The sequence below is a fragment of the Thalassospira sp. ABD4_177 genome, from assembly GCF_056160125.1.
Map to the genome: position 1 here is coordinate 2,328,399 of NZ_JBSWWO010000001.1, position 16,453 is coordinate 2,344,851.

A 16,453-nucleotide genomic window follows, 5' to 3' on the forward strand; every position below is an offset into this window, starting at 1 on the left:
GACGATCTGATCGTCGCTCATCCCGCAAGGGGGTGTCCCAATTTTGGGACGAAACGCAAAAGATACGGTTTGACCGATGGAACTTCTTTGGGACGGATATATTGAACCGCTCGTCTGGATCGTCGCCAAAATTCTGGCGATTGTCCTGCCGCTGCTGGGTGCTGTCGCCTATCTGACCTACGCCGAGCGTAAGGTTATCGGTGCTATTCAGCTCCGTAAGGGCCCGAACGTTGTGGGGCCGTTTGGGCTGCTGCAGCCGCTTGCCGATGGTTTGAAACTGTTTCTGAAAGAAACAATCATTCCGAGCAGCGCGAACAAGGGCGTGTTCATTATCGCTCCGATGCTGACCTTCATTCTGGCAATCATCGCTTGGGCGGTTATCCCGTTCGACGAAGGCATGGTTCTGGCCGATCTGAATGTCGGTATTCTTTACATCTTCGCGATTTCTTCGCTGGGTGTGTACGGTATCGTGATGGCCGGTTGGGCATCGAACTCCAAATACGCCTTCCTTGGTGCGCTGCGTTCCGGCGCCCAGATGGTGTCCTACGAGATTTCGATCGGTCTGATCATCATCTCGGTCCTGCTGACGACCGGCTCGCTGAACCTCAGCGACATTGTCCGCGGACAGGTCGGTGGTATCTGGGAGTGGAACTTCCTGTATCACTTCCCGATGTTCATCGTCTTCATCGTATCCATCCTGGCAGAAACCAACCGCGCACCGTTTGACCTTCCCGAAGCGGAAGCCGAACTGGTTTCGGGTTATAACGTCGATTACTCGGCAATGACCTTTGCGCTGTTCTTCCTTGGTGAATACGCCAACATGATCCTGATGAGCGGCCTGTGCGCTGTTCTGTTCCTGGGTGGCTGGAGCGCGCCGTTGCCGTTCCTTGAATTCATCCCGGGCGCAATCTGGTTCATTCTCAAGATCTGCTTGGTTCTGTTCATCTTCCTGTGGGTCCGTGCAACCTTCCCGCGTTACCGCTATGACCAACTGATGCGTCTGGGCTGGAAAATCTTCCTGCCGCTGTCCTTCGCATGGGTCATGCTGGTTGCCACGTTCCTCGTTGTTTTTGACAAGGTCCCGGCCTGATCGCCGCGCATCGGAAAGAGAGAGGTAAACGATGTCATTTATAGATCGGACGGCCCGGAGCTTCCTGCTCGCGGAACTCGTTTCGGGAATGGCGCTCACCTTGAAATACATGTTCAAGCCCAAGGTGACGATCAACTACCCGTACGAAAAAGGCCCGCTGAGCCCGCGTTTCCGTGGCGAACACGCACTGCGCCGTTACCCGAACGGGGAAGAGCGTTGCATCGCCTGTAAACTCTGCGAAGCCATTTGCCCGGCACAGGCCATCACCATCGAGGTCGAGCCGCGCGACGATGGTTCGCGTCGTACCACGCGTTACGACATTGATATGACGAAATGCATTTACTGTGGCTTCTGCGAGGAAGCCTGCCCGGTGGATGCCATCGTCGAAGGTCCGAACTTCGAGTTCGCAACCGAAAACCGCGAGGAGCTGTTCTATGACAAGGACAAACTCCTGGCAAACGGCGAGCGTTGGGAAGCCGAGCTTGCTGCACGATTGGAGGCAGACGCACCTTATCGGTAAGTGTCGCGTCTGATCGTTAGAAAGAGAGTTCATGGGCCGTTGTAAGCCATTGGGGCAACAACGGTTCGCCAAGGGGGTACCTTATGGTCGTACAGGCTTTGGCTTTTTACCTGTTTGCTACCGTCGCGGTTTTGTCCGCGACCGCGGTTGTGACCGTTCGCAACCCGGTGCATTCGGTACTGTTGCTGATCTTGACATTCTTTAACGCAGCCGGACTTTTCGTCCTGCTGGGTGCCGAGTTTCTCGCCATGCTGCTCGTCGTCGTCTATGTCGGCGCGGTTGCAGTCCTGTTCTTGTTCGTCGTCATGATGCTCGACATTAACTTTGTCGAGATGCGTCAGGGCTTTCTGAACTACCTGCCGATCGGCATTCTGATCGCGGTCGTTCTGTTCGTCGAACTGGCACTGGTTGGCGCTGGCTGGACCCTAACCGATGAGGCCGTCGCGGTTATCGCGCAGCCAACACCGGCAGGGCTGACCAACGTCGAAGCACTCGGTCAACTGATCTACACCGATTACGCATACATCTTCCAGGCGGCTGGTCTGGTTCTGCTTGTTGCGATGATTGGCGCAATTGTCCTGACACTGCGTCACCGTGATGGTGTCCGTCGTCAGAAAATCTCCGAGCAGATCAAGCGTACCCGTGCTGAAACGCTTGAAGTCAAAAAAGTTCCGGTCGGAAGGGGGATCTGATGGAAATCGGTCTTGCACATTATCTGACCGTCGCGGCGATCCTTTTCACACTCGGGATCTTCGGCATCTTCATGAACCGCAAGAACGTCATCATCATCATGATGTCGATCGAGCTGATGCTGCTGGCGGTCAATATCAATCTGGTCGCGTTCTCGTCGTTCCTCGGCGACCTCGTCGGACAGGTCTTTACCATCTTCGTTCTGACGGTTGCCGCGGCTGAAGCAGCAATTGGTCTGGCGATCCTGGTCGTCTATTTCCGTAACCGCGGTACCATCGCGGTTGAAGACATCAACATGATGAAGGGGTAAGGCAGATATGTATCCGTTGATTGTATTCCTGCCCCTGATCGCGGCAATCCTTGCTGGCGTCATCACGCTGGTCGGCGGCATGTCGGCAGCCAAAGATGCCCCGCATGACAGCCACGGCCACCATCATCATGGTGCGTCCTCGGCCGATCGCGTGGCACAGCTGATCACCGTCGCCGGTGTCGTGATTGCGTTTGTGATTTCGATCTTTGCCTTTGTCGATGTTGCCCTGGGCGGCAACCCGGTTGTGATTGAACTGTTTACCTGGATTTCCTCGGGCAGCTTCGATGCGTCCTGGTCGCTGCGTATTGATACGCTGACCTGTGTTATGCTGATCGTTGTGACCGGTGTGTCCTCGATGGTTCACATCTATTCCATCGGCTACATGTCGCATGACCCGGACAAGCCGCGCTTCATGGCGTATCTCAGCCTGTTCACCTTTGCGATGCTGATGCTGATTACCGCCGACAACCTAATCCAGCTGTTCTTCGGCTGGGAGGGCGTTGGTCTGGCATCATACCTGCTGATCGGTTTCTGGTATTCCAAACCGTCGGCCTCGGCTGCTGCGATGAAAGCTTTCATCGTCAACCGTGTCGGTGACTTCGGCTTTGCCCTTGGTATCTTTGCGGTCTATGTCCTGTTCGACAGCGTTCAGTTCGACGTCATCTTCGGCAATGCCGAAGAAGTCGCCGGTGCGACGCTGATGTTCCTCGGCCATGAGTTCTCCGCACTCGAGATTACCTGCTTCCTGCTGTTCATTGGCGCGATGGGTAAATCGGCACAGCTTGGTCTGCACACATGGCTTCCCGACGCAATGGAAGGCCCGACCCCGGTTTCCGCACTTATTCACGCGGCAACCATGGTGACGGCCGGTGTGTTCATGGTCGCGCGTCTGTCGCCGATCTTTGAATATGCTGAAACGACCCTGATGATCGTGACCATCGTTGGTGCCTCGACGGCGTTCTTCGCTGCGACCATCGGCTGTGTTCAAAACGACATCAAACGCGTCATTGCCTATTCGACCTGTTCGCAGCTGGGCTACATGTTCTTTGCTTGCGGCGTGTCGGCTTATTCGGCGGGTGTGTTCCACCTGATGACGCACGGTTTCTTCAAGGCGCTTCTGTTCCTTGGTGCCGGTTCGGTTATCCACGCCATGTCTGATGAACAGGATATGCGCAAGATGGGCGGCATCGCGAAAATGATCCCGCTGACCTTCGCTGTCATGGTGATCGGTACGCTGGCGATTACCGGTGTTCCGGGCTTCGCAGGCTACTATTCCAAGGACCTCATCCTTGAAAGCGCTTATGCGGCCCATACCGGTGTTGGCATGTACGCGTTCTGGGCAGGGATCCTCGCAGCTCTGATGACCTCGTTCTACAGCTGGCGTCTGATCTTCCTGACCTTCTTCGGCGCACCGCGCGCGGATGAACGGACCATGGCGCACGTGCATGAAAGCCCGGCTGTCATGACCGGTCCGCTTCTGTTCCTGACCGTTGGTGCGATCTTCGCTGGTTGGTTTGCATCGGATTGGTTCGGTGTTGGCGATTATGAAGAAATGCTGTCCTTCTGGAACGGTGCACTCTTCATGGCAGAAGGCCATCAGGCGCTTGAACATGCACACCATGTTCCGGGTTGGGTGAAATGGGCACCGTTTGTGGCCATGATCACCGGTCTGTCGCTTGCGATTGTCATGTACAAGCTCGTACCGACGCTTCCGCGCACGCTTGCAAACAGCTTCAACCCTGTTTACCGCTTCGCGCTGAACAAATGGTACTTCGACGAACTCTATGACAAGATTTTCGTCAAGCCGGCCTTTGCTTTGGGCTATGGCTTCTGGAAATCAGGGGATGGTGCCATCATTGATGGTTGCGGTCCGGATGGTGTTGCAGCCGCTTGCCGTAACATCGCACGTCGCGTCAGCGCCATTCAGAGTGGTTTCGTTTATCACTATGCATTTGCGATGCTGATCGGCATTGCGGCGCTGGTCTCCTACACAATTTGGAAGATGGGTTAACGGGCGATGAGTGATTGGCCAATTCTTTCGATCGTCACTTTCCTGCCGCTGGTCGGTGCAGCCCTGCTGCTGCTGATCAACGGTGAGGAGGCGACTGTTGCCCGCAATTCCCGTTGGGTTGCGCTTTGGACCTCGGGGTTCACCTTCCTCGTATCCTTGATGCTGTGGGTGAACTTCGATGCAACGACCGCAGATTTCCAGTTCGTCGAGCAGGCGGACTGGATGCCGGGTCTGAACATTTCCTATCACATGGGCGTTGACGGTATTTCCGTTCTCTTCGTCCTGCTGGCGACCTTCCTGACACCGATCTGTATCCTGTCGGCCTGGGAAGCAATCCAGAAACGCGTGAAGGAATACATGATCGCCTTCCTCGTTCTTGAAACGATGATGGTCGGCATGTTCAGCGCCCTTGACGGTCTGCTGTTCTATCTGTTCTTCGAAGGCGTCCTGATCCCGATGTTCATCATCATCGGCGTCTGGGGTGGTCAGCGTCGCGTCTATGCCGCGTTCAAGCTGTTCCTCTATACGCTGCTCGGTTCGGTCCTGATGCTGGTGGCACTGCTTGCGATGTATTTCGAAGCGGGTACCACCGATATCCCGACCCTGATGGAATACGGCTTCGAATATAATATGCAGCTCTGGCTGTGGCTGGCCTTCTTCGCATCGTTTGCCGTCAAGGTGCCGATGTGGCCGGTCCATACATGGCTGCCCGATGCCCACGTTGAGGCACCAACAGCAGGTTCCGTGATCCTGGCTGGCGTGCTGTTGAAAATGGGTGGTTACGGTTTCCTGCGCTTCTCGCTGCCGATGATGCCGCTGGCGTCTGAAACCTTTGCTCCGCTCGTCTTCACGCTGTCGATTGTTGCAATTATTTACACGTCGCTGGTCGCACTCGCGCAGCAGGACATGAAAAAGCTGATTGCATATTCGTCTGTCGCCCACATGGGTATCGTGACGGTTGGTGCCTTTACCTTTAACCAGCATGGTATCGAAGGTTCGATCTTCCAGATGCTCAGCCACGGTGTGGTTTCCGGTGCACTCTTCCTATGTGTCGGTGTGGTCTATGACCGTATCCATACCCGCGAAATCGACGCCTATGGCGGTCTGGTTCATCGCATGCCGAGCTATGCACTGATCTTCATGTTCTTCACCATGGCATCGGTTGGTCTGCCGGGTACGGGCGGGTTCGTTGGTGAAATCCTCGCACTTCTGGGTGCGTTCGAAGCCAACACCTGGGTCGCATTCTTTGCGGCAACCGGTCTGATCCTTGGTGCGGCCTATGCGCTGTATCTCTATCGCCGGATCATTTTCGGGGCACTCACCAAAGAGAACCTGAAAACCATCCTCGATCTGAGCCCGCGTGAATGGATTATCTTTGCACCGCTGGTGATCATCGTTCTGTGGATGGGGGTCTATCCGGTCTCCTTCCTCGACATCATGCATGTCTCGGTTGAGAACCTCGTCAACCAGGTCGAAACGGCCCAGGCTGCCGCGGCACAAGCCGCTCAGCTGGCTGCGAATTGAGGGGAATGAACATGGGAGTTTCTATGCTCAACCTCGGGGCCGCGCTGCCCGAAATGTTTATGGCAGTTTCTGCCTTGGCGCTGTTGATGCTTGGGGTTTTCGCCGGCAAGGACAAAGCCTTCCGCACCGTATCCTGGCTGGCTGTTGCCGCCCAGATCGTTGCCATCGCTCTGGTGGTGATGGGTGATGGCGGCTCGGCATTTTATGGTCAGTTCAGCGCTGATCCGTTTGCCAAGTTCTGCAAGGTCCTGATCCTGATCGGTTCTGCTACCGGCATCATCATGGCCATGAACTTTGCCGAGCGTGAAAACATGGCACGCTTCGAGTTCCCGATCCTGATCACCCTTGCCACGCTTGGCATGATGGCGATGGTTTCGGCAACCGATATGCTGTCGCTGTATCTCGGTCTCGAACTGCAGTCGCTTGCACTTTATGTTGTCGCTGCCATCCGCCGTGACACCGTGCGTTCGACGGAATCGGGTCTGAAATACTTCATCCTTGGTTCGATCGCCTCGGGCATCCTGCTCTATGGCATGTCGATGGTGTATGGCTTCACCGGCACCACGAACTTCACCGTTCTCGGTGATACCCTTGTTGGTGGTGAACTGCCGCTTGGTGCGCTGGTTGGTCTGGCATTCATCTTTGCCGGTCTGTGCTTCAAGGTTTCCGCCGTTCCGTTCCACATGTGGACCCCGGACGTCTATGAAGGTGCGCCGACCCCGGTCACGTCCTTCTTCGCGGTTGCCCCGAAAATTGCTGGTCTGGCACTGTTCATCCGCGTTGCGGTTGGTCCGTTCGGCGGTGCTGTCGAAGACTGGCAGCAGATCATTGTCCTGATCTCCATCCTCTCGATGGTGGTTGGTTCCTTTGCAGCCCTCCGTCAGGAAAACATCAAGCGTCTGATGGCCTATTCGTCCATCGGTCACGTTGGTTTTGCCCTGGTCGGTCTGGCAGCAGGCACCCAGGAAGGTGTAACCGGTGTTCTGGTTTATCTTGGCATTTACCTTGTCATGAACCTCGGCACCTTTGCGGTTATCCTGTGCATGCGTCGCAATGATCGCATGAACGAGGAAATCACCGATCTGGCTGGTCTTGCCAAAACCAAGCCGCTGATGGCTGCGATCACAGCGATCTTCATGTTCTCGATGGCAGGTATCCCGCCGCTCGCTGGCTTCTTTGGCAAGTTCTATGTCTTCAAGGCAGCCGTCGATTCCGGTCTTGTGACGCTTGCTGTGATCGGTTTGGTGACCTCGGTCGTCAGTGCCTATTACTATCTGCGGATCATCAAGGTCATGTATTTCGACGAGCCGGTCGAAGGCTTTGATCGCAATGGTACCGAGATGAATGTCATCATGGCGGTTGCCACGATCATCATCCTGGCCTTCGTCTTCTTCCCGAACCCGCTGATGGATAGCGCATCTGTTGCCGCGGCATCGCTGTTCGGGATGTAAGAATGGCATCGCGCACGATCCGTCTGCCCGAAGGGTTTACCCTTCACGAATTCGAGGCAGTCGACAGTACGAATGAAGAGGCCAAGCGCCTCGCTGACAAGGGCGCCCAAAGTGGCGCCCTTGTTGTTGCCAGAACACAAACTTCTGCGCGCGGGCGGCGGGGTCGACCTTGGGCATCACCGGTCGGAAATTTCTATTGTTCTTTATTGTTGCGGCCCCAATGCCCATTATACGAGGCTGCTCGCCTGACATTTCTGACAGCAGTTGCCGCCGCCGAGGCCGTTGAGATCGTGACAGGTGGCCAAATCCGACCGGATTGCAAATGGCCAAATGACTTAATGGTCAATGGGCGCAAGATTTCCGGTATTTTGCTCGAAAGCGCCTCCAATCAGGGATCAGAAACCGATTATGTCGTGATAGGGACAGGGGTGAACGTCGCCTTTTTCCCTGATGATGCAGAACGCCCAGCAACGTCATTGGCCGCCTTGGGGGCACCATTGGCGGTCGATGATCTGATATCGTGGTACGTCGCACGTATTGCGCACTGGCTGCCGATTTGGGAGCAAGAAGGTTTTGCGCGGATCCGCGAAGCGTGGCTAAGTCGTGCGTACGGGATCGGCAAACCGGTTGTGGCCCGATTGACGCAACGCGAACTCGAAGGAACTTTCGTCGCGCTTGATGATGATGGCTCACTTATCCTAAGAGAAGACAGCGGTGTCGAACATCGCATCGGAGCTGGCGAAGTTTTCTTTGCAGCCTGATATCACCCCATAGCTTGCTTTGTAGCGGAGGCTTGTAAGCATCATGTTGCTTGCGATTGACGCCGGGAACACCAACATCGTCTTTGCGGTTTTTGATGGCGATACCATCATGGGCCAGTGGCGCTGTTCGACCACGACCGAACGCACGGCCGATGAATTGGGTGTGTGGTTGCACCACCTGTTTACCTTGTCCGATGTTCCGGTGGATGCGATCACTGGCGCGATTATCGCGACCGTGGTGCCGGCGGCGGAATTCAGCCTGAAAACCCTGTGTCGCCGTTATTTCAATGTCGAGCCGATGGTGGTGGGTGATCCTGCGGTCAATCTTGACATGAAAGTCATCATGGATCGACCAAGCGAGGTCGGCGCTGACCGTCTTGTCAACGCGATTGCCGCCCATGAACTGTTTGGCGGGCCGCTGGTGGTGCTTGATTTCGGCACGGCGACGACCTTTGACGTAGTTGATGAAAACGGGGATTACCTCGGCGGTGTGATTGCACCGGGTGTGAACCTGTCGATCAAGGCGCTGCATATGGCCGCCGCCCAGCTGCCGATGGTCGCGATTGAGGCCCCGCGCAGTGTGGTGGGCAAAAATACGGTCGAAGCGATGCAGTCCGGTGTTTATTGGGGCTATGTTTCGATGATCGAAGGTCTGCTGGCCCGCATTCGCAAACAGCAAAATCTTGACCATATTAAAGTCGTGGCAACTGGCGGTCTTGCGCCGCTCTTTACCAAGGCAGTTGACGAAATTGAATATCTGCACGGTGATCTGACCATGCTGGGCCTGTTGATGATTTATCGTCGCAACAGTCAGAAGGCAGGCAAGCCGGTCTGATAAAGACTTGCGCCGGGGCAGGGGAACGATTATCCCGCTTCTAGCCCTAATCAACGTGCCGAAAACAAAGGATACCCTTCGTGGATTTGTATTTGCCAAAAGATGACGTGTTGTTCGTGCCGCTCGGTGGTTCCGGCGAAATCGGCATGAACCTGAACCTGTATGGCTACGACGATCAATGGCTGATGGTCGATATGGGCGTCTCCTTTGGTGAGGAAGGCCTGCCAGGCGTGGATGTGGTCATGCCCAATCCATCCTTTATCGAGGAACGCAAGGACAAGCTGCTTGGTCTGGTCCTGACTCACGCGCACGAAGATCACCTGGGGGCGGTGCCCTATCTGTGGCCGCGTTTGAAATGCCCGATCTATGCGACCCCGTTTGCGGCTGAGTTCCTGAAGGCAAAGCTTTCGGAAACCGATTTTGCCGATGAAGTGCCGATCCATGTGATCGAACTGGGCGGCCGGTTTGAGCTGGGCTGCTTTGACATCGAATTCGTCACCATGACGCACTCGATCCTTGAGCCAAACGCGCTGGCCATTCGCACGCCAAAAGGGCTGATCGTTCATACCGGTGACTGGAAATTTGATCCCGATCCCCAGATTGGCGAAGCATCGGATGTCAAAAAGCTCGAAGCACTGGGCGATGAAGGCGTGATGGCGCTGGTCTGTGATTCGACCAATGTGTTTTCCGAAGGCAAAACCGGCTCCGAGGGCGAAGTCGCGCAAAACCTGTCCAAACTGTTTGCCGAACATCCGCAAGGCCGCATTGCCGTGGCTTGCTTTGCGACCAACGTTGCGCGCGTGCAGTCGGTGATCGAAGCCGCCCATGAAAACGGACGCTGTGTTGGCCTTGCCGGTCGTTCGCTGAACCGCGTAACAGAAGCCGCCCGTGAAGTCGGCTATCTTAAGGGCTATCCGAACCTGCTCAGCGACGAAGACGCAATGGAAGTGCCCAAGGATCAGGTGCTTTTGATCTGTACCGGGTCCCAGGGCGAGCCGCGTGCCGCCCTTTCGCGCATTGCCAAGGGCGATCACCCGAATGTGGAGCTTGATCCGGGTGATACGGTTGTCTTTTCGGCGCGTGAAATTCCGGGTAATGAAAAGTCCATCGGCTATATCAAGAACATGCTGATCCGCCGTGGTGTTAAGGTCATTACCGCGCGTGATGAACCGATCCACGTTTCGGGCCATCCGGGGCGCGAAGACCTCACACGCATGTATCAGCTGACCCGCCCGAAAATCCTTGTTCCGGTACATGGTGAAACCCGCCATCTCTGTGAACAGGCCGCCCTTGGGGCAGAATGCCAGATCCCCGAACAGGTGATCCCGCATGACGGTACGGTCATTCGCCTGTCACCGGGCGATGCCCATGTCATTGGGCTGGCGGAGGCCGGTATTCTTGCCCTTGATGGGGGCAGGTTGCTCAAACGCGATTCCGATACCTTCCGTAACCGTAATCGCATCGTTTGGAACGGCGTGATCTTCGTGACTGTCGTGCTCAATCAGTTTGGTGAAATGGTCAATGATCCGATGATCACGGCGCCCAGCCTGTTTGACGAACCAGAAGAAGATACCCGTCTGGATCACTTTGCCGCCGAAATCGGCAACCGCATTGATCAGCTCAATGACGAAGAAGTCCTTGATGATGCGGCGGTGATCCTTGCGGTCCGTCAGGCCCTGCGTCGCCCGGTGCGTCAACGCATGGGCAAACGTCCGCTGATCGAAGTCCATCTGGTCCGGGTGACGGAAAACGGCTGATCACCCAGCACGCGCATTCGACCAAAAGCGCAGTTGTCTCTGTACCCGCAGCTATCCTAGATTGACGTCAATCGGGCAGATTGAAGACATTAGGAGTAAACACCATGATTGGACGGCTGAACCACGTTGCGATTGCTGTGCCGGACCTTCAGGCCGGGATTGCGCAATATCGCGATGTTCTGGGTGCAAAAGTCTCGGAGCCGCAAGACGAACCCGATCACGGCGTGACGGTTGTTTTTGTCGAACTGCCCAACACCAAGATCGAACTGCTCTATCCGCTGGGTGAAAACTCCCCGATCAAAAGCTTTCTGGAGAAGAACGCGTCTGGCGGCATTCACCATGTCTGTTACGAGGTCGATGATATCTTGGCGGCCCGCGACAAATTGCAGGAAAGCGGTGCGCGCGTTCTGGGCGACGGCGAACCAAAAATCGGGGCGCATGGAAAACCGGTCCTGTTCCTGCATCCCAAGGATTTCAACGGCACGCTGGTCGAACTCGAACAGGTTTGATCACATGCTGCTCAAACACTGATCTGAGCGAGACCCATCTCACAGCGTCCGGCCTTGCCAAACGGGGCGGGTGTTTCTATCGTCTGCGGACCGCATCATTCACGCCACCAACCCGAAGAGACACCCATGAACTGGTTTTCCGGACTACTTGTTTACATCGTTATCTGGTGGCTGGTTCTGTTCATGGTGTTGCCGGTTGGCGTGAAGCGGGTTGAAAATGTCGAGCCCGGCCATGACAGTGGCGCGCCGGAAAAGCCGCATATGTGGAAAAAGATCCTCGCCACCAGCTTGATCTCGGCGATCCTTTGGGTGGTGGCCTGGTTCGTCATCACCAGTGGTATGATCGAAGTCCGTCCGCCGGAATAAGCATTTTGTACAATCCCGGATACAGAAAACCCCGCACAAATTGTTGCGGGGTTTTGTCGTTCCGGCCTGCCAAGCCCTGCAGAAAAATCATGGCTCCCGGACCGGGACAGGGAGACGGCCAAAAAAAAAGCAAGATCACAAGGATCTTGCTTAGACGCTATTTTTATAGCTGTTTTCCCGTAATCTTTTTATACTTCCTCCTCAAGACCTGGGCTTCTAGCACAGGTTTTATTGCGACGTCGCGCCAGCTTCTTGTATGCTTATTGGCAACAAAGCCTCCCGCAATATTATGAGCGGCTGCGATACGCCATCCGCAACGATCTTACGCCGTTAGCGGACGACTAAGAAGCCACATGTTTCATTTTTATGCAAGATGTTTTGACCAAACTTCACAAATGAATCGTTGCTGCACCGCACACAGATAGGACGAAGCTAAAACATGCGCGAGTTTTCATGGGTCCAATCTATTTATCGTCCCGGTTTTGGTCATAAAATCAGACTATTGGCATCTGTTGGTGCCGTGATGCTGATGGCGCTTCCAATCACCGGTGCAAAGGCACAGGACGAATCCCCGTTCCCGTCGGCAGCGGAACCATCCGGTGACCTTGCTGCAGATGATGCTGCAGCATCGACAGAGGCAAAGGCGCCGACAATCAAAGTATCTCGGTCGGCATGCAAGGAATTGCTGAGCCACGTGCCCGATGACGATGTTGCCTATAAGCCGGGTGTGGATGTGCGCGGCAATGAAGTGGCACCGGCCGATTTGAATGGCGGCAGCAACATTTTGAAATCCCTGCCCAAGGAAATCGAATTCCCGGTTTCGATCGACTTCTTTGAATATGCCGGGATTGCAGTGCCCAATGGCGTTAGCGGCGAACAAAGCATTGGTAAAATTACCTATCGCAATGGGCAGATTTACTTCAATGATCAGCCACTTGGGGATGCTGCCAACAGCGCGGAATTGATTGAGGCGTGCCGCAAGGCGGGCTTTCGCTGATCAGACGTTTCGCGTCGGGATCGGTATCGCAGTTTCGCCATCTTTGCCCCCTAACCGGGTAGGCGTGATATAAAGCAAGTTCCGGCTTGCGTTTCGGGCTGCTCTGTCGCATTTTCCGGGCAAGGTTAAAATATTCAGATTTGATCATCACGAGGCATTGATGCGTCTTTCCCAGTTCTTTCTGCCGACCCTGAAGGAAACCCCTTCGGAAGCCCAGATTGCGTCCCACCGTTTGATGCTCCGCGCCGGTATGGTGCGTCAGCTCACCGCAGGGATCTATTCCTGGCTGCCACTCGGCCACCGTGTTCTTAAAAAGATCGAACAGATCGTTCGCGAAGAACAGGACAAGATCGGCTTTAACGAGCTGCTGATGCCGACCATCCAGCCGGCTGAGCTGTGGCAGGAAAGTGGTCGTTATGATGATTACGGTCTTGAGATGCTGCGCATCACCGACCGTCATGATCGCAAGATGCTGTTTGGTCCGACCAACGAAGAAGCGATCACCGATATCTTCCGCAAGGATGTGCGTTCCTATAAGCAGCTGCCGCAGCTGCTCTATCATATCCAGTGGAAATTCCGCGACGAGATCCGCCCGCGCTTTGGCGTGATGCGTGGTCGCGAATTCTACATGAAAGACGCGTATTCGTTCGACATCGATTACGAAAGCGCGCGTCACACCTATAACAAGATCTTCCTGGCCTATTGCCGGACCTTCACCCGTCTGGGTGTCAAGGCGATCCCGATGGTGGCCGATACCGGCCCGATCGGCGGCGATCTTAGCCACGAATTCATCATTCTGGCCGATACCGGCGAAAGTGAAGTCTTCTGCGACAAGAAGTGGCTGGAAAAAGACCTGACCGGGAAGGGCGTTGATCTTAATGATCGTACCGGCCTTGAAAACTGGGTGCAAGGTACGCTCAAGGACTATGCCGCGACCGAAGAAATGCACGATGCCAGCGACGATGCGGTTACCGCACTCGGGGATGATCTTGTCACCACGCGCGGCATTGAAGTCGGTCATATCTTCCACTTCGGGGCGAAATATTCCGAACCGATGGGCGCGACCGTGCTTGGCCCGGATGGCACCGAAGTTCCGGTTCAGATGGGCTCTTATGGTATCGGTGTTTCGCGTCTTGTTGGTGCCTTGATCGAGGCATCCCACGACGAGAACGGCATCATCTGGCCCGAAGCCGTCGCACCGTACAAGGTTGGTCTGATCAACCTGCGTACCGGTGATGATGCGTGCGATGCGGCCTGTGAAGATGCCTATGCCAAGCTGACCAATGCCGGGATCGAGGTCCTTTATGATGACCGTGATATCCGTGCCGGTGGCAAGTTTGCCGACATGGATCTGATCGGTCTGCCCTGGCAGATCGTTATTGGTCCCAAGGGCCTCAAGAACGGTGTCGTCGAACTCAAGAACCGTAAATCGGGTGAAAAAACCGAAGTCACCTTTGAGGCGGCTCTTAACCAGATCAACGGCTGATCTTAAAACGCATTTAAACGGGGCGGCGTGTGCTGCCCCGTTGCCATTTCCGGTTTGGCTGCTAAGTCTTTATTGTCCAACCAACCCGGTTTCCTGACCCGCTTCCACAAGGATCGATTGCCCATGTTCAGTCCGTTCGAGCGTATGGTGGCCTTTCGCTACCTGCGTCCACGTCGGCAGGAAGGCTTTGTTTCCGTCATCGCCATCTTTTCGTTGCTTGGCATCATGCTGGGTGTTGCGACACTCATCATTGTCATGTCGGTAATGAATGGTTTCCGTGCGGAACTGCTTGGCCGAATTCTCGGGCTGAATGGCCATATCTCTGTCTATGCACAGGGCAATGGCGGCATTGGTGATTACGCCAAGATCGAAGACGAAATTGCCCAAAACGGCAATGTGGTCCTGACCGTGCCGGTGGTCGAAGGGCAGGTGATGGCCTCGAAAAACGGGCGGGCATCCGGTGCCATCGTGCGCGGCATGCGCCCCGAGGATGTCAAACAACGCGCAACCATCGCGGACAATATCGTTTTCGGATCGCTTGAAAACTTCAAGGGCGAAGATACCGTGATCATGGGCGCACGTCTGGCCATGAAACTTGGCGTCGGCGTTGGTGATACGGTCAATCTGATTTCGCCCAAGGGCAATGTGACGGCGTTTGGTTCCGTGCCGCGTGTGCGCGGATATACCGTGGCGGGCCTGTTTGATATCGGCATGTATGAATATGACAGCGGCTTTATCTTCATGCCGTTGGGCGCTGCCCAGACCTATTTCCGACTGCCGGAACAAATTACCCATTTCGAAGTGATGCTGGATGACATCGGTTCACTCGACGACACGATGGATGAGTTGCTCACAACCTTGTCGGGGCAGTCGCTGCGTCTGGTGAATTGGCAGCAATCCAATGCCGGGTTCTTTAACGCCCTTCAGGTCGAACGCAATGTGATGTTCCTGATCCTGACGCTGATCATTCTGGTCGCGGCGTTCAACATCATTTCGGGCATGGTCATGCTCGTAAAGGACAAGGGGCGCGATATCGCGATCCTGCGCACCATGGGTGCAACCCGCCAGTCGATCATGAAGGTGTTCTTCCTTGCGGGTGCCTCCATCGGGGTATTGGGCACGATTTCGGGTTTGATCATTGGCGTTCTGTTCTGCCTGAACATCGAAAATATCCGTCAGTTCATTCAAAGCCTGACCGGCACAGACCTGTTCAATGCCGAAATTTATTTCCTTTCGCAGCTGCCAGCCGACATGGATGTTGGCGAGGTCGTCATGGTGTGCATCATGTCGCTGACGCTGTCCTTCCTTGCCACGGTTTATCCGGCATGGCGGGCATCGCGCCTCGACCCGGTGGAGGCCCTGCGTTATGAGTGATCTGATGAAAAAGACCGCCGAAGAACGCGCACGCAACGTTGTGCTGCGCCTTGAAAAGATTGACCGCATCTTTAATCAGGGTCCTGATCAGCTCGAGATTTTGAAATCGGTTGATCTCGAAATCCATCAGGGCGAAATCGTCGCCCTTGTCGGGCCGTCAGGTGCTGGTAAATCAACCCTGCTTCAGATTGCCGGTCTTCTGGAAAAGCCTGATGGTGGCTTGGTGTCCATTGGGGGCAAGCGCAGCACGGACTTGTCCGATCTGGCGCGCACGGAAATGCGCCGCAGCCATATCGGATTTGTTTATCAGTACCATCACTTGCTGCCGGAATTTTCAGCGCTTGAAAACGTCGTCATGCCGCAAATGATCAATGGTCTGAAGCGGCCTGAGGCCGAAGAACGTGGTCTTGAATTGCTGCGCTGCCTTGGTCTTGAAAACCGTGCCGATCATCGTCCGGCGCGCCTGTCGGGCGGGGAGCAGCAGCGTGTGGCGATTGCCCGTGCGCTGGCCAATGTGCCCGACGTTCTGTTTGCCGATGAGCCGACCGGCAACCTTGACCCGCAGACGGCCGATACCGTGTTTGGCATGTTGATGACACTGGTGCGTGAAACCGGACTGGCATCGCTGATTGCGACCCATAACCCGGAACTCGCCCGTCAGATGGATCGCGTGGTCACCCTGCGCGATGGTCATTTGATCGAACTCGACCCGGCCGAGCTTTCCTAAGCGATCAAAATTCTTTAAGCTGGATTCAGCGCGTCCTTGATGGGC

The 16,453-nt window shown here is 55.3% G+C and carries 16 protein-coding genes; all 16 read left to right on the forward strand.

The window, feature by feature from the left end; translation table 11 throughout:
• Positions 1 to 76 precede the first annotated feature (76 nt).
• The 16 genes from nuoH (at position 77) to ACXAF0_RS10710 (ending at position 16,408) form a co-directional block, all read left to right on the forward strand.
• The gene (nuoH, locus tag ACXAF0_RS10635; RefSeq protein ID WP_475345829.1) at positions 77 to 1,090 is read left to right on the forward strand and encodes an NADH-quinone oxidoreductase subunit NuoH; all 1,014 of its coding nucleotides are present in this window, start codon (positions 77 to 79) and stop codon (positions 1,088 to 1,090) included.
• 31 nt (positions 1,091 to 1,121) lie between these two features.
• On the forward strand, positions 1,122 to 1,610 hold the full coding sequence (nuoI, locus tag ACXAF0_RS10640; protein ID WP_044826786.1) for an NADH-quinone oxidoreductase subunit NuoI: 489 nt from the start codon (positions 1,122 to 1,124) through the stop codon (positions 1,608 to 1,610).
• Positions 1,611 to 1,693: 83 nt separating this feature from the next.
• Complete coding sequence (locus ACXAF0_RS10645; RefSeq protein WP_475345830.1) at positions 1,694 to 2,302, forward strand: NADH-quinone oxidoreductase subunit J; 609 nt, start codon at positions 1,694 to 1,696, stop codon at positions 2,300 to 2,302.
• A complete protein-coding gene (gene nuoK, locus ACXAF0_RS10650) occupies positions 2,302 to 2,610 on the forward strand; it encodes an NADH-quinone oxidoreductase subunit NuoK (RefSeq protein WP_007089416.1) in 309 nt (102 codons plus the stop codon). The genes ACXAF0_RS10645 and nuoK overlap by 1 nt, the downstream gene beginning before the upstream one ends.
• 7 nt (positions 2,611 to 2,617) lie before the next feature.
• Positions 2,618 to 4,621, forward strand: coding sequence for an NADH-quinone oxidoreductase subunit L (nuoL, locus tag ACXAF0_RS10655; protein WP_475345831.1), 2,004 nt, complete (start codon positions 2,618 to 2,620; stop codon positions 4,619 to 4,621).
• A gap of 6 nt (positions 4,622 to 4,627) precedes the next feature.
• Positions 4,628 to 6,145, forward strand: a complete 1,518-nt coding sequence (locus ACXAF0_RS10660) for an NADH-quinone oxidoreductase subunit M (RefSeq protein WP_475345832.1) — start codon at positions 4,628 to 4,630, stop codon at positions 6,143 to 6,145.
• A gap of 11 nt (positions 6,146 to 6,156) precedes the next feature.
• Positions 6,157 to 7,596 (forward strand): NADH-quinone oxidoreductase subunit NuoN, encoded by a 1,440-nt coding sequence (gene nuoN / locus ACXAF0_RS10665; protein ID WP_475345833.1) that lies wholly within the window; start codon positions 6,157 to 6,159, stop codon positions 7,594 to 7,596.
• A 2-nt stretch (positions 7,597 to 7,598) separates the two neighbouring features.
• On the forward strand, positions 7,599 to 8,357 hold the full coding sequence (locus ACXAF0_RS10670; protein WP_475345834.1) for a biotin--[acetyl-CoA-carboxylase] ligase: 759 nt from the start codon (positions 7,599 to 7,601) through the stop codon (positions 8,355 to 8,357).
• 43 nt (positions 8,358 to 8,400) lie between these two features.
• On the forward strand, positions 8,401 to 9,192 hold the full coding sequence (locus tag ACXAF0_RS10675) for a type III pantothenate kinase (protein ID WP_475345835.1): 792 nt from the start codon (positions 8,401 to 8,403) through the stop codon (positions 9,190 to 9,192).
• An 80-nt stretch (positions 9,193 to 9,272) separates the two neighbouring features.
• Positions 9,273 to 10,949: a ribonuclease J gene (locus ACXAF0_RS10680; RefSeq protein ID WP_475345836.1), complete on the forward strand. Its 1,677-nt coding sequence runs from the start codon at positions 9,273 to 9,275 to the stop codon at positions 10,947 to 10,949.
• Between the two features lie 104 nt (positions 10,950 to 11,053).
• Positions 11,054 to 11,458 carry a methylmalonyl-CoA epimerase gene (mce, locus tag ACXAF0_RS10685; RefSeq protein WP_475345837.1) on the forward strand — a complete coding sequence of 135 codons (405 nt, stop codon included), beginning with the start codon at positions 11,054 to 11,056 and terminating at the stop codon, positions 11,456 to 11,458.
• A gap of 126 nt (positions 11,459 to 11,584) precedes the next feature.
• A complete protein-coding gene (locus ACXAF0_RS10690) occupies positions 11,585 to 11,824 on the forward strand; it encodes a DUF1467 family protein (protein ID WP_475345838.1) in 240 nt (79 codons plus the stop codon).
• A gap of 529 nt (positions 11,825 to 12,353) precedes the next feature.
• Positions 12,354 to 12,821, forward strand: a complete 468-nt coding sequence (locus ACXAF0_RS10695) for a hypothetical protein (protein WP_475345839.1) — start codon at positions 12,354 to 12,356, stop codon at positions 12,819 to 12,821.
• Positions 12,822 to 12,981: 160 nt separating this feature from the next.
• Positions 12,982 to 14,307, forward strand: a complete 1,326-nt coding sequence (gene proS, locus ACXAF0_RS10700; RefSeq protein ID WP_475345840.1) for a proline--tRNA ligase — start codon at positions 12,982 to 12,984, stop codon at positions 14,305 to 14,307.
• A gap of 123 nt (positions 14,308 to 14,430) precedes the next feature.
• On the forward strand, positions 14,431 to 15,681 hold the full coding sequence (locus tag ACXAF0_RS10705) for a lipoprotein-releasing ABC transporter permease subunit (protein ID WP_475345841.1): 1,251 nt from the start codon (positions 14,431 to 14,433) through the stop codon (positions 15,679 to 15,681).
• On the forward strand, positions 15,674 to 16,408 hold the full coding sequence (locus ACXAF0_RS10710) for an ABC transporter ATP-binding protein (protein WP_475345842.1): 735 nt from the start codon (positions 15,674 to 15,676) through the stop codon (positions 16,406 to 16,408). Before ACXAF0_RS10705 ends, ACXAF0_RS10710 begins: the two co-directional genes overlap by 8 nt.
• Positions 16,409 to 16,453: the final 45 nt, after the last annotated feature.

Excerpts from the sequence above, each read along its gene's own strand:
- nuoH (WP_475345829.1), top strand. The coding sequence starts at position 77 with ATGGAACTTCTTTGGGACGGATATATTGAACCGCTCGTCTGGATCGTC.
- nuoI (WP_044826786.1), top strand. The coding sequence starts at position 1,122 with ATGTCATTTATAGATCGGACGGCCCGGAGCTTCCTGCTCGCGGAACTC.
- ACXAF0_RS10645 (WP_475345830.1), top strand. The coding sequence starts at position 1,694 with ATGGTCGTACAGGCTTTGGCTTTTTACCTGTTTGCTACCGTCGCGGTT.
- nuoK (WP_007089416.1), top strand. The coding sequence starts at position 2,302 with ATGGAAATCGGTCTTGCACATTATCTGACCGTCGCGGCGATCCTTTTC.
- nuoL (WP_475345831.1), top strand. The coding sequence starts at position 2,618 with ATGTATCCGTTGATTGTATTCCTGCCCCTGATCGCGGCAATCCTTGCT.
- ACXAF0_RS10660 (WP_475345832.1), top strand. The coding sequence starts at position 4,628 with ATGAGTGATTGGCCAATTCTTTCGATCGTCACTTTCCTGCCGCTGGTC.
- nuoN (WP_475345833.1), top strand. The coding sequence starts at position 6,157 with ATGGGAGTTTCTATGCTCAACCTCGGGGCCGCGCTGCCCGAAATGTTT.
- ACXAF0_RS10670 (WP_475345834.1), top strand. The coding sequence starts at position 7,599 with ATGGCATCGCGCACGATCCGTCTGCCCGAAGGGTTTACCCTTCACGAA.
- ACXAF0_RS10675 (WP_475345835.1), top strand. The coding sequence starts at position 8,401 with ATGTTGCTTGCGATTGACGCCGGGAACACCAACATCGTCTTTGCGGTT.
- mce (WP_475345837.1), top strand. The coding sequence starts at position 11,054 with ATGATTGGACGGCTGAACCACGTTGCGATTGCTGTGCCGGACCTTCAG.
- ACXAF0_RS10690 (WP_475345838.1), top strand. The coding sequence starts at position 11,585 with ATGAACTGGTTTTCCGGACTACTTGTTTACATCGTTATCTGGTGGCTG.
- ACXAF0_RS10695 (WP_475345839.1), top strand. The coding sequence starts at position 12,354 with ATGGCGCTTCCAATCACCGGTGCAAAGGCACAGGACGAATCCCCGTTC.
- proS (WP_475345840.1), top strand. The coding sequence starts at position 12,982 with ATGCGTCTTTCCCAGTTCTTTCTGCCGACCCTGAAGGAAACCCCTTCG.
- ACXAF0_RS10705 (WP_475345841.1), top strand. The coding sequence starts at position 14,431 with ATGTTCAGTCCGTTCGAGCGTATGGTGGCCTTTCGCTACCTGCGTCCA.
- ACXAF0_RS10710 (WP_475345842.1), top strand. The coding sequence starts at position 15,674 with ATGAGTGATCTGATGAAAAAGACCGCCGAAGAACGCGCACGCAACGTT.